General features: G+C 48.6%; 12 protein-coding genes and 1 tRNA gene. 5 read left to right on the top strand and 8 right to left on the bottom strand.

Going from position 1 to position 14428, the window contains the following annotated elements; all coding sequences use genetic code 11:
- The first annotated feature begins 192 nt into the window (after positions 1 to 192).
- Positions 193 to 266 (top strand) — tRNA-Arg (locus HUF13_RS00065).
- A 557-nt stretch (positions 267 to 823) separates the two neighbouring features.
- Here HUF13_RS00065 and HUF13_RS17190 read toward each other — a convergent pair.
- The 6 genes from HUF13_RS17190 to HUF13_RS00030 all read right to left on the bottom strand — a co-directional run bounded on the left by HUF13_RS17190 (position 824) and on the right by HUF13_RS00030 (position 4389).
- Complete coding sequence (locus tag HUF13_RS17190; protein ID WP_304038654.1) at positions 824 to 1750, bottom strand: ribonuclease HII; 927 nt, start codon at positions 1748 to 1750, stop codon at positions 824 to 826.
- A 236-nt stretch (positions 1751 to 1986) separates the two neighbouring features.
- Positions 1987 to 2580: a phosphoribosylglycinamide formyltransferase gene (gene purN / locus HUF13_RS00050; RefSeq protein WP_173473235.1), complete on the bottom strand. Its 594-nt coding sequence runs from the start codon at positions 2578 to 2580 to the stop codon at positions 1987 to 1989.
- A 22-nt stretch (positions 2581 to 2602) separates the two neighbouring features.
- Positions 2603 to 3007 carry a hypothetical protein gene (locus tag HUF13_RS00045; RefSeq protein WP_173473234.1) on the bottom strand — a complete coding sequence of 135 codons (405 nt, stop codon included), beginning with the start codon at positions 3005 to 3007 and terminating at the stop codon, positions 2603 to 2605.
- Positions 2988 to 3317 (bottom strand): hypothetical protein, encoded by a 330-nt coding sequence (locus HUF13_RS00040; RefSeq protein WP_173473233.1) that lies wholly within the window; start codon positions 3315 to 3317, stop codon positions 2988 to 2990. Before HUF13_RS00040 ends, HUF13_RS00045 begins: the two co-directional genes overlap by 20 nt.
- 9 nt (positions 3318 to 3326) lie before the next feature.
- Positions 3327 to 4160, bottom strand: coding sequence for a hypothetical protein (locus tag HUF13_RS00035; protein WP_173473232.1), 834 nt, complete (start codon positions 4158 to 4160; stop codon positions 3327 to 3329).
- A 28-nt stretch (positions 4161 to 4188) separates the two neighbouring features.
- Entirely contained in the window at positions 4189 to 4389 is a 201-nt protein-coding gene (locus HUF13_RS00030; RefSeq protein ID WP_173473231.1) for a hypothetical protein, read from the bottom strand.
- A gap of 333 nt (positions 4390 to 4722) precedes the next feature.
- Between HUF13_RS00030 and HUF13_RS00025 the strand changes: the two genes are divergently transcribed.
- From HUF13_RS00025 to ruvB, 3 genes are all read left to right on the top strand, one after another.
- Entirely contained in the window at positions 4723 to 7866 is a 3144-nt protein-coding gene (locus HUF13_RS00025) for a GH116 family glycosyl hydrolase (RefSeq protein WP_173473230.1), read from the top strand.
- Between the two features lie 913 nt (positions 7867 to 8779).
- The gene (gene ruvA, locus HUF13_RS00020; protein WP_173473229.1) at positions 8780 to 9388 is read left to right on the top strand and encodes a Holliday junction branch migration protein RuvA; all 609 of its coding nucleotides are present in this window, start codon (positions 8780 to 8782) and stop codon (positions 9386 to 9388) included.
- 47 nt (positions 9389 to 9435) lie between these two features.
- Positions 9436 to 10473 (top strand): Holliday junction branch migration DNA helicase RuvB, encoded by a 1038-nt coding sequence (ruvB, locus tag HUF13_RS00015; protein WP_173388310.1) that lies wholly within the window; start codon positions 9436 to 9438, stop codon positions 10471 to 10473.
- 5 nt (positions 10474 to 10478) lie between these two features.
- Here the strand turns inward: ruvB and HUF13_RS00010 are convergent, their stop codons facing one another.
- Together HUF13_RS00010 and HUF13_RS00005 are read right to left on the bottom strand one after the other, a co-directional pair.
- Positions 10479 to 11699: a polysaccharide deacetylase family protein gene (locus HUF13_RS00010; protein ID WP_290924038.1), complete on the bottom strand. Its 1221-nt coding sequence runs from the start codon at positions 11697 to 11699 to the stop codon at positions 10479 to 10481.
- 425 nt (positions 11700 to 12124) lie between these two features.
- On the bottom strand, positions 12125 to 14236 hold the full coding sequence (locus HUF13_RS00005; protein WP_173473228.1) for a glycosyl hydrolase family 8: 2112 nt from the start codon (positions 14234 to 14236) through the stop codon (positions 12125 to 12127).
- A 118-nt stretch (positions 14237 to 14354) separates the two neighbouring features.
- Between HUF13_RS00005 and HUF13_RS17515 the strand changes: the two genes are divergently transcribed.
- A partial coding sequence (locus HUF13_RS17515) for a hypothetical protein (RefSeq protein ID WP_369697067.1) occupies positions 14355 to 14428 on the top strand: 74 nt, incomplete at its 3' end.

Raw genomic sequence — 14428 nt, 5'->3', positions numbered from 1 at the left:
TTGGGGACAAAAATAGCTAAAGAACAATTTCAATTCAATTATATGGAGTTAAATTGGACCAAAAACAGGGTCTAAATCACGCTCTAAAAACTTTTTTTAATTTTTTTCACTTTTTTTGCCTTTTACCCTTGACATTATTCTCGATTATTCTATATTTGGACCCGTCAACGAGAGAAGACAACAAAACAAAACGCGGATGTAGCCCAACTGGATAGAGCGTTTGGCTACGAACCAAAAGGCTCCAGGTTCGAGTCCTGGCACCCGCAGAAGAAAAGGTTAGTCGAAAGACTAGCCTTTTCTGTTTTTATTTTCACGAGAAACTGGAGCCGCCGTGAGCCATAAGCGACCGGTATCAACCGGTCGTGTTGGCGAGAGGACGAGCCAAGACTTTCTTATCGCAATGTTGGCTCGGCCGGTCTTCATACTGCTCCAGGTTCGAGTCCTGGCACCCGCAGAAAAAGAGACTTGGCGAAAGCTGAGTCTCTTTTCTTTTGTATCATCATCGTCGTCCTGAGGAACGCAGTGACGAAGGACCCAGTCATTTCTCGGATTGCGTCTCAGTCACTCTGGACATTCCGCGCACTCGCCACCCTGAGCAACGCGAAGGAACCAGTTATATTTTGTTTCGTAACACAAGACTTCACTGGATCCTTCGGGCGTTCAGCCCTCTGGATGACACTGTACGAGAAACTCTCACGCCCGTCATTCCGAACGAAGTGAGGAATCCAGTCATTTTTCGTATTCACAATACAAGACTTTACTGGATCCTTCGGTGCATACCCCTCTGGATGACGCGATAAGCAACAGCGCTCAGCCAAATGCGTTACAGGCTTTTGGGGTGGAAGCTTTTGCGGTGTGCAGGCGTAAAGCCTTGGCGGCGGATAGCATCGAGGTGAGCCTTGGTGCCGTAACCGGCATGCTTATCAAAGCCGTAACCCGGATAAAGTTCTTCTAATTTATCCATATAGCGGTCACGAAAAACTTTCGCAAGAATCGAGGCAGCCGAAATGCTTGCGATGCGGCCATCGCCTTTGACGATGGGCATCTGGATGTCTTGCGGCATCTTGTCGATTTTGAGGTTGCCGTCAACGGCAATGAGAATTTTTGGTAAACCGCCACTGGATGGGGCTACGCCCCAACTCTTTGGCTCGGTTATGCCCATGCAAGCATGGTCGCAACACTCGCCTTCTGAGTTGTCTTCTGCCTTCGGCGTCAGGATGACGCGGATGGCGTTGCGAGCGGCAGCCGCGGCTTCGGCGAAAGAGCCTTTGACTTCGATGGGGATTTCGGGGGCGGATTCGTTGAGGCCCGGGAATCCGAGCGCTTGCAACGCACGGCGCATGGCCAAAAAATCCGCTTCGAGAATGTTCATCTCGTCGATTTCTTCGACGCTCGCGCTAGCAATCGCATAGCAAGCACAAGCATCCTTAACCGCATCAAACATCGCTTCGCGCTTGGGGCGAGAAAGCTTCTTGGAATCATTCAGCGTCAAGAGCGCATCGGGGGACTTAAGCACGGCAGCGCATGCCACAACAGGGCCAGCAAGCGGTCCTCGGCCTACTTCGTCAATGCCCACAACAATTGCAGAATTTTCCGTCGCGTTTCCAGAAAGCGCTCCATTCGCACTCGCAGAAAACAAGTCCAAGTCACCGCCAAACGCAAGTGGATTTGCAGCAAACTTGCGCAGCGCCACCTCCCCTTCTACCGGGGATTCAATGTTTTCCAAAAATGCGGGCAGTTTAAATTTCATTTTAAAACTTTACTGGATCCTTCGCGTTGCTCAGGATGACGCGGGCGGCAACACGAAACGCTTCATCGTCATTTTCTGCGATTTGCATTCGTCATTTCGAACGTAGTGAGAAATCCAGTTATTTCTTGTTTCGCAATTTCAAGACTTTACTGGATCCTTCAGGGCAAGCCCCTCAGGATGACGCTACAGGCGAAGCCTCTCAACATGACGCGGTTCAAGAAGCCCTCAGGATGACATTAACGCAAACCCAGCGACTTGGCGTAGTCGCGAATAGTCTTCCAGTACAGAGCGTGTTCTTGCACCAGCACACGAGCGGCAAGCGTGTCGGGCGTATCGTCCGGCATCACAGGAACTTTAGTTTGCGCCAAAATGCGACCGCGGTCGATTTCTTCGCTCACGAGATGCACCGTCGGGCCAGATTCCGTTTCGTGCGCGGCAAGCACAGCTTCATGAACGTGATGTCCAAAAAAGCCCTTACCGCCAAACTTCGGCAACAGCGACGGATGAATGTTCAAAATGCGGTCCGGCATGCGCTTGAGCATGCAAAGCGGGAGCGCCTTCATGTAACCCGCCAAAATCAAAAGATCCACATCGTACTTGTCGAGAACTTCAAGCATGGCCGCTTCAAATGCCGCCTGATCCGGATGCGTTTTGCCCGAGATGTGGTAAACCGGGATTCCATATTCCTCGGCATGATGCACAGCACCACAACCCGCGTTGTTCGTAATCAAGAACTTACACTGAGCTTCGAGGTCACCCGAACCAATGTGATCAATAATCGCTTTGAAGTTGCTTCCACCGCCGGAAGCCATGACGCCAATTTTAAACATGGGCCAAATATAGTTTAATTATCTATCGACAGGGATATTTTTCAAGCATTGTATTATCAGAAGACTCACAAGACAGGTGTTCCCCATCAACATCTAGTAAACAAACTTCAATATCCTTCCCTAAATCCAGAGGATATATACGAGAATTCACCTCACTTTGTACCCACACAACTTTCACTTTGCGATCGTAGCACAATCCATCAGGACGCAACACGTTTGAAACCCCAAATTTTTCTGAAATGCCCAAATTTGGATGTAAGTCCCAAATATGCAAAAACAACCGATCCGATTGATATAATTGAGGAGATTCATCGTTCTGTTTTACGGCATGCAATTGAACTTTTCCCGGCGATGTTGTAAATAACGTAGATATTCCCACAGCTACAGGAACAACAACTAACCAAATTTTACTCCAGGCAAATGTCATAATACCCGCACCAACAGCAGCCCCCCCCCATCCAAGCCAGGAACAAGTCCCCCGGGCTACGTCCCTCCACATGGACCAGGGTATCAACCACAGTTTTTCCGGCAAACGAAACTGTTACAAAGTGGTCACCTGTATCTAGTTTTACCTCGCTGCGAGAGCCCTTTACAATTTTAACAACGGAATCGACTTGTACCACAAATTCATCGTCATCAGATGACGTCGATACATTGAGAATTCCAGTCGTCGTACTTGCACATCCAACAAAAAACATCGAGCAAAGAAAAACAAACAAGGTAAGCAAACGAGCCATAAACACCCCCTAAAACCAAAAACCAACCGAGGTATTCCCAGTCATAGCAAAATCATTAAAATCAACGGGAGTCAAGAACGTCACGCCACCAGAAATTTTCCAATGATCCGTAATCCAAAACGACAAACCTACATATTGGCTCACGATTTGCGGAAACTTAAAATTGATATCGTAAGCGCCTTCAGATTCAACATTACCCTTAGCATTTACAGGAAGATCTCTACGTTGCCATGGGGCATAAACCGATGGAGAATACGTCACGCCCAAAGGTCCGTAATAATAAGACGCGTACAAACCAAATGAAGTCACATAATGTCCGATATACTTGTCCGAATATGTCGAGTCACCATAAGGTCCACCACCAAATAAGCCACCACTATCGTAACGATAATCATAGGAGCCCTGATCAAATCCATAGCCTAGGTCTCCATACATTCCGACTTCATAGTTTTTATCGTTTACACCAAATATAAATCGACCGAATAAGTACCTGCCGATACTAGCACTAACACCAGCAACACACAACTCGCCCTTATAAATGTACGTATAAGACACCATAATTGGGAAGTTATTTAATTTATATACAAAATCAATTTTAGTAGGGTTTGAATAACCATCTTTTACATCTTTTTCGTTATAAAGATCGCGAATCCGCAGGGAATCTTCCTGAACATAAACTGCAGAAACAGCCACATTGCTAACAGATGATTTTTGCGGGAGTTCCTTCCCTACACCGATGAAATTATGCTGGACCGGAACATCAAAGCGGCCCTTTAACATAGACATATCACTGCATGCACAAAAAAAGATGCAGGCAACAACCATGGCGCAAGATTTAGACATACGCCAAATATAGTTTACCAAAAACAGCCTACTTATGATCGATTCCAGGTGGGGTGCGGAGGTAATAGATGACGCACGGAACTGTTATGCAGACGACCCAAACGAAAAAGTTGACGTAGACGAACCACGATTCAAAGGTCAAGTGTGCAGGAATAACGTAGGCTTTCAACAGGGAAAACACTACGATGAGGAAAACACCGGGGAGCATATGTGCAATCAACTTAGTCATACCCTAAAGATAATTCAAATCAAAAACATTTCATGTAAAAAGACTGAAAATTCTACGTCGTCCTGAGGAACTACGTGACGAAGGACCCAGTTATTTCTCGTTTTTTCAATACTAGACTTTACTGGATGGGGCAAGCCCCAACCTCTTCGGCTCGGTTATATCCATGCAAGCATGGCTGCAACACTCGCCTTTCGAGGTTGTCTTCCGCCTTCTCCGTTCAGAATGACGGGGAAGCATTAACTATCAACCAATTTCTAAGCTCTAAGTTCTAAGTTCTAAGCTCTAAAATACTATCTTTCCCCCCGTATAAACCTTTAAATATCGGACCTCATTATGAGCATTAAAGAATATCTTGCCGGTGCAAAAATGTCCGGCTCCGTCCAGAAGCTGATGACCCCGGGTCTCGCTGTGGAATTCATTCAGCCGTGGTACACCCCGCTTTCTACCACGCCTTCTACGACTGGTATTGCCGTGGGCGGTATCGGTTCTACGTTTACCGCAACGCCTGCCGGCACGACTCCCGTGATGAACGTGATGCCGGGCGTCCAGGTTCGCACCGAAAAGGCATCTGACCTCCGCTTCAACAACTTCTTCTTCAAGGAAGCTGTGCTCAGCGCAAAGGCTGCGCTCGTGATTGGCAACTTCGCCGCATTCGGCATCTACAACAACAACTTCCCGCTCCTCGACGCTAATGGCACACGCGTGTTCGGCGATGCCGACATGAAGGACCAGAAGAAGGCCGAAGCCAAGCTCAACAAGGTTCTCGCCGACAAGACTTTCTTCGAAACGAACAAGGCCGCTTTTGAACGCTGGCACATCCAGTTCAGCGACCGCACCCAGGCTTTGATTGCCGCAGGCAAGGACGTTGCCGCCCTCAACCGCGCCGTGCTCATCGATTTCTTCGACGGCATGGTTGGCGAAAAGGCTGCCCGCGAAGGCGCTCTCACCGCCGCTTGGACAAACGACAGCGAATTCCTCGGCCAGCCGGGCTATGACGCCGCCAAGATGAAGTACACCGCCCTCTATCCGGTTAGCGAAACCGTTTACGAAGGCAAGGGTGTCGCCATCACCAAAACGCAGTCCAGCTACGTGACTCCGGGCGACGAACGTCTCTCCAGCCTCCCAGTGAACGCTACCGTCTTCACACTTGAAAACAACACCAAGGAAACCCGCGAAGTGACGATTGTCCAGATTCAGGACAGCATCACGGGCTACATGGCCAAGAAGGACCGCCAGGGCGTTCAGGACTCTAGCTTTGTTCTCGTTCCGGCCGCACGTTTCCCGAAGGGTGTGCAGTTCGACAAGGAACTCGAAGATGGCCGCTCCGTTCGCGGTATCGAATTTTATAACGAAAAGGCTCTCGCCGAAAGTGACTTCAACGGTTGCATGGGCGTGAGCGTGGCTTGGAACAAGAAGGACAACCTCAACGTTTCCGTGAAGCCGATGTTCTACCAGGACGATGCAAAGTCCGTCTTGAAGGCAGCTCTCCAAAGCGGTCGCGTTGCCAATTCCTGGGTCAAGAATGTCTATAGCGGACGTGAAACAATTGCAGGCGCCATCGCCGTTACCGCCGTGCTCAAGCCGAAGCAGAAGGTCAGTTTCCAGTTCAACATGGTGCTCGACTTCCCGGAAATCAAGCTGAACAAGCTCACCTCCGCCAAGAAATATACAGCATTCTACCCGGAAGCATATGGCCGCGTGGTCGCCCTCCTCACGGAAGCTCTCGCCGCCGACAAGACTTTTGACGATCGCCTCAAGGCATTTGAAAACCTTGTTCCGAAGAAGCCGGTTGCAAAGCTCTACAAGACCGCCGCCAAGCAGACTGAATTCAAGAGCCTCGCCATCAACACGCTCAGCTTCCTCGCCGAAGCCACCGTGTGGGACAAGGAAGACCGCTTCTTGGTTCGCGAATGCGCTGACTATCCGTTCTTCAACTCTCTCGACGTTTACTTCTACGGCAGCTTTAGCTTGCTCGCCCTCATGCCGCGTCTCGATGGCGTCGTGATGAAGAGCTTTGGCGATGCCATTCTCGCCGTGAACGACAACCGTCGCCGCCACCATGAATTTGTGAACCTCCCCTACGCCGATCTCCCGGATCCGAAGCTCGAAGGCCCGCGCGCAGTACGTGGCGCCGTGATCCACGACCTCGGTAGCCCCTTCGACGCAGAACCGGATGCCTACGACTGGCACAACGTGAAGGAATGGAAGGACCTCGCTCCGAAATACGTGCTCATGGTCTACCGTCACTACCACAAGACGAAGGACATGCAGTGCCTCGCCGACTGCAAGGAAGCTGTTTACGCTGCCATGGAATACCTCGAAAAGATGGTGAACCCAGGCGAAAACTTCCCGCTCACCCACGGTACGGACGACACGTTCGACAACCTCTGCAGCTACGGTATTTCCGTTTACTGCGGTTCCCTCTGGATTGCAGGCCTCCGCGCAGCCGCAAAAATTGCAGAACTCCTCGGCGATAACGATCAGGCCACCAAGTGGAACGCCAAGTCCGAAGCCGCCAACAAGGAATTCACCGAATCGCTCTGGGACGAAAACGAAGGCTACTTCCGCTTCTTCATCACTCCGATGGAAATGAAAGACTTGAACGTCGAAAAGTACGCTGAACTCCGCGAAGCCGTGAAGGTATCGCTCGAACTCCCGGAAGATCCGAACGCTGGCGTGAAGGCCATCAATGAATGGCTCTGCGCAGGCGAAATCCCGGACGGCGAAGACCTCTCCAAGAACGAGCTCCGCGGCCTCAAGAAGGCTTGGATTACAGCTCAGTGCAAAGAAGCCTTCACCAAGAGCTGGGAAGCAAAGATCGCCAACGACTGCGACGACGTGTTCGCCGATACGATGCTTGCCGACACTTACCTCCGCTTGCTCGACCTCGAACCGATTACCGACAGCGCAAAGGCAAAGTCTAACTTGCTCAGAATTTTCAATACGAACTATAAGGCCAACAGCCCGCTCATCGGTGCCGCAAACCTTGTCCATAAAGACGGATCTCCGCTGGATGAATTCAACTTCCAGGCTCACGACGTTTGGATCGGCATTCAGTACAGCATCATGACCGCCATGATGTTCCACGGTTTGGAAAAGGAAGCCTCCGTGCTCGCCAACTCCATGATCGGAAACCTCTATGACGAAGCACGCGTGCCGTTTGCTGCTCCGGAAGGATTCAACGGTTCTTGCCGCCTCCACCCGGAAGCTCTCGTTGCAAAGTTCGGCCTCAGCGCAACTGCCGCAGACAAGATGCACAAGGAACTTCTGAAGAAGGGCGCACTCCTCGCCGACTCCCGCATCAGCCCGAAGCTCCCGCGCAATCTCGCCGCCTTCACTAAGGCATTCGGCGCCATTGCCAAGAGCAACAAGGTCGATGTGAACGAGCTCTTCACGCTGCTCCACAGCACGGCTTTGAAGTACACCGCAGGTAAGTACTTCCGCCCGGGCATGGTTTTCGCACTGCTTTATAAGTAGTACTGCTAGGCTTCAGAGAATAAGCTCGCACGCTCACAGGTCCTCCCTTCGGTGCGGAATTGTTCGCTTTGCGACTTATTCTCTTTCGCCATAAAAGTTCTACTACTTATAAGCTCCGTTTTGGCGGGTTCGCTTTATTTTATAAGTAATTGCTAACGCAGAGTTTGAGCAGCAAGCTCACAAAAAAATTGAATGTGCAAGTATTTTTACTTGCACATTTTTGTTTAGAAAAATAATTTCCGATACAGGCGTGAAATACGCTGCATAAACAACTTTATTCGTATAATCAGCATATTTTCACCCTAACAATTCCACTTTTGCTTACCACACCCAATATAAATTCAGGACTTTTCGAAATATAATACATCATCCCGAAAAAACAGTATCACAAAAATCACACTATCAAATTTTCAAAAAATCGTTTGCAAATACTCACATATAGCAATTAAAAACTTTTGCGAAATTTCACAAAAAAATCTATTTGTGAAAAAAATTCAGTCCACTATAAAACAACGAAGTCTGCTCAAAGCAATAATAAAAATAAAAAGGAAACGCATTTTTCGTAAAAAACAAATTCGCTTGACAGAACTATTTAAAGGGCTCTGTCGGGCCATTTTATACGGTCTCGGCGCCATAGCCAAAAAAGCCATTTTGTAAGCCCATCGGAAATTATTTTTTACTGCAGAATTGCAGAAATTTGGCTAAAAAGGGCAATTTGACCGCCGCAGCATAACCGTAGCAGGTTCGCAAACATACGACCAAACTTGACAGAGCCGAGGCTATTTTTGCAGCGAGAACGCAGTTAGAATGCAGCGGAACCGTAATTTTCGAGAAAAAATACAATTTGACTTGACAGAGCTATTTAAAGAGTGTATATTTGAGCAGTAGCACAAAAGAGCAATTTGGAGAAATTATGATAGAGCGGATCCGTGGCATTCTGGTACAGAAATCCCCCACGTTTATCGTTGTAGAATGTGCAGGAGTCGGTTACGGAATCAACATTTCAGCGTACACCGCAGGCAAGCTGCCCGAAGAGGGCACTGAGGTCATTTTGCACACGAACCTTGTAGTGCGCGAAGATTCCATGACGCTTTTCGGTTTTGCCGACAAGACTGAAAAAGATACGTTCATCATGCTGCTCGACGTCAATGGCGTGGGCCCAAAATTAGCACAACGAATTTTGAGCGGAAGCACTCCAGCTGATCTACTGAACATGATTGCTAGTGACAACAAGGCGGCGCTAGGCAAAATCAAGGGACTAGGCAAAAAGACTTGCGAACAGATGACGCTCACGCTCAAAGAAAAAGCAGGAACCATGTTACAGGCTCTCGGAAACGTCGAAGGGTCAGGCATCACCAGCATGGGCGCACTCACCGGAGCAAAGATGGAAGCTGTTTTGGCTCTGCATACGCTTGGCGTGAAGGACCCGATGGCGGAAAAGGCGGTTGTCAAGGCAGTAGAGGTTCTTGGAGATGCGGCAGATGCCGCAGCACTTATCCCAGAAGCTCTCAAGTATTTGTAATTAGCAACTAGACGAATCATTAACCACTACTCACTAACTACTCCCCCATGGATGATCAACGTATAATTTCTCCGCAAAAATGTTCTTTTGACGAAGGCGATTCCGACCGCAACTTACGACCGCCTAGCTTGAGCGAATTTACAGGCCAAGACGACATCAAAGAAAGCCTATCTATCGCCATTGAAGCAGCTAGACAACGCGGCGACGCACTTGATCATTGCTTATTCGCAGGCCCTCCGGGACTCGGGAAAACAACGCTTTCGGGCATTATTGCAAAAGAGATGGGCGTGAACATCCACATCACAAGCGGTCCCGTGCTCGAAAAGGCGAGCGATCTTGCGGGGCTCCTTACAAGTTTACAAGAAAACGATATTTTATTCATTGACGAAATCCACCGTTTAAACCGCGTTGTCGAAGAATACCTCTACCCTGCTATGGAAGATTTTAGGCTTGATATCATGCTCGATTCAGGCCCGGCAGCACGAAGCGTAAACCTTCCGCTCAAGCATTTCACACTCGTTGGCGCCACAACACGCAGCGGGCTTTTAACCGGACCGCTCCGCGATCGCTTTGGCTTGCAATACCGCTTAGAACTTTATAACGAAAAAGATATCGTCAAGATTCTCATGCGAAGCGCACGAATTTTAGGCGTTGAGCTTTCAGAAGATGCAGCCAAGATTCTCGGTGGGCGCTGCCGCGGAACACCTCGTGTAGCAAACCGAGTTCTCAGACGTTGCAGAGACGTGGCGCAAGTACGCGGCACAGGAATCATCGACGAACGCGCCGCCATCAAAACGCTCGAAATGCTCGGCATCGATAGCGAAGGCCTCGACCCCACCGACCGCAAGATTTTAGCCATGATGATTGACAAGTTTGGCGGTGGCCCTGTGGGGCTCGGCACCATCAGTGCAGCCATGGGCGAAGAACCGGATACGCTCGAAGAAGTCTATGAACCGTACCTCATCCAAAAAGGTTTGATTTCTCGCACCCCACGTGGCCGCGTAGCAACGCATAACGCCTACAGGATGCTTCACAAGCCTATCCCCAAAGCGCTACTGAACGAGCAAACGGAATTGGAGCTATAGCAAAACTACTTTACCAGTTTTTTCGTTACCGCTTTATGCCCCGCGGCTTCAGCACGGACAATGTAGGCGCCCTTTGGAATACTAGCAGGGATGTTCCAACCTGTCGTCTCGCCGAGGAAATTTCCGTTCATGTCGAATACGGTATATTTCGAGTAAGCGCGATTTGCAGAGGTTGATTTCGGAAGAGAATTCGTCGAATCGCCCACGGCTGAAGAATCGCGAGGAATGTCAATCGTATTAGATTTACTCACCTTGAGCTCTTTCGCCATGAACTCGATGATATAGGAACCATCGCTTTCAGGAATCAACTTTTTACCAGCTTGCACCACAACGGCATTCTCACCAACGCTCTTCGTATCAATTTTCACACGCAACGGGACACTTTTCGGCATATGTTCGTTCGGAATTTTCCAATTCACAGTAAAGCCGTCTTCCGTTGCAATCGAAGTTGCAGCATCGATCACAAAATGAGCCCGGTGATAAGCCCCAACGGTCCCGAACGGTGCAATCCATAATTTATTTTCAATAGCATGTTCAAAAATTTTCTTGATGTCCGACGGATTGATGGCGTAGTCATCCCCCGCATCATCCGTAACACCATGATTCAGCACGACAAGCCATGAACCGCCCTTCACTTGGACTTCCCAAGGCTGCGCACCCCCAAAATTGCCGATAAACGCAGCCGTGTCCAACGACGAAAGCATTTCGGAAACAGTCGCCCCCGAGCGCGTCCAGATTTTTGCCTGAAGGCTCATCCAGTCCGGTTCCGTATCCCAATCGTTGCGTCCATGCCATCCGCAATCGCGATTGATGAAATGTCTTGTGGCAATCACGCTTTTAATTTTGTCGTTGTTCTCGCAAAACGGTGTCGCCAGCGAAACCACCTTCACATCTGCGCCCTGCTCCGAAAGAACGCTTTCAATTTCGTCTGCGAACTTGACAATTTCCTGTTCCAATTGACTATCACCAACTCCGGTCAAGTGCGGATGCGACTGCGTATGGTTCCCCATTTCGTTTCCGGCTTTTGCAAGTGCGGCAAACCCAGCAGCGTTTTGTTTCAAGCCATTCCCCATACTCGTGAGGAAAAATGTCACGTGGACATCCGGCAACGCCTCCAATATCGGTTTAAGGTTCTGCACCTGGTTTGCGTAAGCGTCGTCAAAGGTAAAACTTACAGCCCCAACATGACCATTCCAGGGAATTGTTTTAAGAGGAGTTTCTGCCATACAAAACCCAGCCAAACCAAGGGTGATACCGCATGCCACAACCATAGCATGCATGTTTCTTTTCATAAAAAATATCTTCATGATCCTAATCCAACAACTGCAATAAAAAATAGTTAAGTCTATCATTTTTTGAATTAAATGTATCCCAATTGCCTAATTTTACATCAAGATGATACATCATTATTGTTTTTTGTCAATATTAAACATTCTTTTTTGAAATAGAAGGCGAAATTCTCTCCGATTTCGGGACACTTACGACAAGACTGGACTTCCGTTGCACATATCCGCGTTTAGGATAAGCATGATAAGTGATATCAAAGTCCAGGGCATCTACATGCTCCGCTAGGAACGGCACCGTAAAGCAAGTGCGGATTGCACAGGCTAAATAAATAGGGAGATTGGGCCCGCACACTCGGGCCGCGGCGCTAACGGTTAATCCTTACCGGATAAAAACGGCCGTCAACCCGCAGCAGGTAAGAACCGGCGCGGGGTATCTCGATAGCCTCGTTTGCGTTCACGACCCTTTCGAGAACAACCTTCCCCTGCAGGTCGAACAACTGCACTCTGGAAGCGTTGGGCACGTTCGAGACGCTCACGAAATGCCCTGCAACATGGACCTTTGCCTTCAAGCTATTTGAAGGGACTGGCTTCACGGTGACGGTCTTGATTTCCGACGCCGTGGTATCGATTTTAAGTTCATCGTAAACCTTGGCGAGCTTGCCATCTTTATTCAAGAACTTGATATCCTGGATTTCGATAGAGGCGTATCCACCCGGAGTCATCATGGGTTCGAAAGCAAAGCCCTTGACTTTGCCCATGGTTTCTTTTTCTATTTCATGGTTGTCGATCCAGAAGCTTAAGGTTGTAAAATTTTCGCTGGGGTTAATGGGGCCCCCTTTCCAACAGGGAATCCCGAGCCCATCTTCGTTTTTGCCGTAGCAAAGTGCAGAAACTTCGATTACGCCTTGCGTCTTGAGTGTCATGCGGATGGTATCTACATCGCTCAGGTCTTGGTACTTGTCGTCCAGATAAAGAGCGAGTCCGCTAAAGACGTAACAATCTGCTCCTGAGCAATCCTTGCCTACGCTAGACTCCGCACGCATTTCGGCTTTGACAAAAGCCTTTCCGTTATCGGCAAAGAGCGGTTTCTTGGTGGAATCGGGGAAGATGGTGATTTTGTTAAAGCCGTTCGATTTGGTAACCCAGTTCCCGAAACCGGAAACCTTGAGCGTAGAATCCTGCGTACCCTTAGGCATCTGAGGCTGTCGCATAACCGATGCGGTTACGATGTTTTTCGTATTTTCCATATGTGTCAAGTCCGGCATGTTTCCGGTCAAGAGCAACAGTTCCAAAATACGTTCCGTCTCCGTTCTTGCCGTTTTGGTATTCAGGTTCATCAGTGATTCGTAGACCGTTTCTAGATAGGGATCGTACTTGTCCGTAGAACTAAACGCTAGGCCAACGCCGCTAGCTTCTGCGACGTCCTTCTTGCCGTAAATCGAGTTTGAACCATCCAATTTATAATAGGTTTTGATATAGCTAGCATGTCCATACGATGCAGATGACAACCACTTGGTAAGTTTATCGTTAACTTTCTTGGCGTTTTCGTCGCCGTACCAATAATACGCCGTAGCCATTCTCCATGGGACCAACAAAGCATCGTAAATGAAACCAGGGCCTTCTTCATAAGAATAATCATCCATAACCTTCACCGGTTTATGCGTGCTATAATCACACCAGAGCGGAACGAGTCCCGTCGAGGAATCTTGGCATGCGAAAAGTTCTGCAGCGGTATTATTTGCCAATGTATTCCATGCATCCTTGAGTGCCGCTCTAGATTCAGCAAAAATTTTAAAGTTGGCAAAGGCGGAATAACTAGGGCTAAATGCGGGATCATTGTCCGAATAAGCCTTGATATGTGTCTTTTCGCTGGCATCTACATCATTGTTGTAGATGTCCTGCAATAGCGTTTCTGCATAGGTCGCGTATTTTTCTGCACCTTCGGAACCCCACTGCTTGTCGGCCAAGAGAAGTGCAAGAGCGGCATCCATGTCGGCAATGGGGTTGGACACGCCCATAAAACGAACTAAACTGGAATCATTTTCGGAAACCTCGCCTGCCATAATTTTGAAGTTTTGACTTTTGCAGGTTTTCGGTTCTTTGTTCTCGAGAGCGAAGCAACGGTAGAAGTTCATGAATTGGTTGAATAGCGCTTGGGCGTCGTTGGACGCATCGGCCATATACACGGAGAGCAACATACCAAAAGCGATATCCCTAGATGAAATGCGGAGTATCTTAGAATCCGACATTTTGATGTATGCGGTTTTGACACCGTCTATCTCGACGTTCTCGGTCACCCATTTTTTGCGCCAGTCTGCAAACTTTTGTTGAATGGCAGTTTCCGTTTTTTTCAGGTCGGGGTTGAAAATTTGCCCATAGGCGTACTGCTTGTTTTGCGGGAACGGGTACTGCGGTGCCGCGCCGGCTAAGACAAATGCAAGCAAAAGCAGCATCGAAAAACGGAACAACATGTGCATAAGGTCTCCATTCTTCCAAAACACTCATTTAAAATAGAATCTTTCCCCCGAAGAAACCTTTCACTCTAGCTAAAAAAGCTATTTTTGAGCCGTTCAAATTATAAACCAAGGATTAACAATGAGCAAGAATTACAAGATTGCAGTGCTTCCGGGCGACGGTATCGGCCCCGAAGTCATGAAAGAAGCTGTCCG

The organism is Fibrobacter succinogenes (genome assembly GCF_902779965.1).
Classification (GTDB): domain Bacteria; phylum Fibrobacterota; class Fibrobacteria; order Fibrobacterales; family Fibrobacteraceae; genus Fibrobacter; species Fibrobacter succinogenes_F.
Note: the sequence above shows the minus strand (reverse complement) of the source record. Positions and strands in the feature narration are given on the sequence as shown.

Bases quoted from the DNA above. Each gene is read 5' to 3' on its own strand.
- HUF13_RS17190 (WP_304038654.1), bottom strand. From the start codon at position 1,750: ATGAAATTTAAACTGCCCGCATTTTTGGAAAACATTGAATCCCCGGTA.
- purN (WP_173473235.1), bottom strand. From the start codon at position 2,580: ATGTTTAAAATTGGCGTCATGGCTTCCGGCGGTGGAAGCAACTTCAAA.
- HUF13_RS00045 (WP_173473234.1), bottom strand. From the start codon at position 3,007: ATGACATTTGCCTGGAGTAAAATTTGGTTAGTTGTTGTTCCTGTAGCT.
- HUF13_RS00040 (WP_173473233.1), bottom strand. From the start codon at position 3,317: ATGGCTCGTTTGCTTACCTTGTTTGTTTTTCTTTGCTCGATGTTTTTT.
- HUF13_RS00035 (WP_173473232.1), bottom strand. From the start codon at position 4,160: ATGTCTAAATCTTGCGCCATGGTTGTTGCCTGCATCTTTTTTTGTGCA.
- HUF13_RS00030 (WP_173473231.1), bottom strand. From the start codon at position 4,389: ATGACTAAGTTGATTGCACATATGCTCCCCGGTGTTTTCCTCATCGTA.
- HUF13_RS00025 (WP_173473230.1), top strand. From the start codon at position 4,723: ATGAGCATTAAAGAATATCTTGCCGGTGCAAAAATGTCCGGCTCCGTC.
- ruvA (WP_173473229.1), top strand. From the start codon at position 8,780: ATGATAGAGCGGATCCGTGGCATTCTGGTACAGAAATCCCCCACGTTT.
- ruvB (WP_173388310.1), top strand. From the start codon at position 9,436: ATGGATGATCAACGTATAATTTCTCCGCAAAAATGTTCTTTTGACGAA.
- HUF13_RS00010 (WP_290924038.1), bottom strand. From the start codon at position 11,699: ATGGCAGAAACTCCTCTTAAAACAATTCCCTGGAATGGTCATGTTGGG.
- HUF13_RS00005 (WP_173473228.1), bottom strand. From the start codon at position 14,236: ATGCACATGTTGTTCCGTTTTTCGATGCTGCTTTTGCTTGCATTTGTC.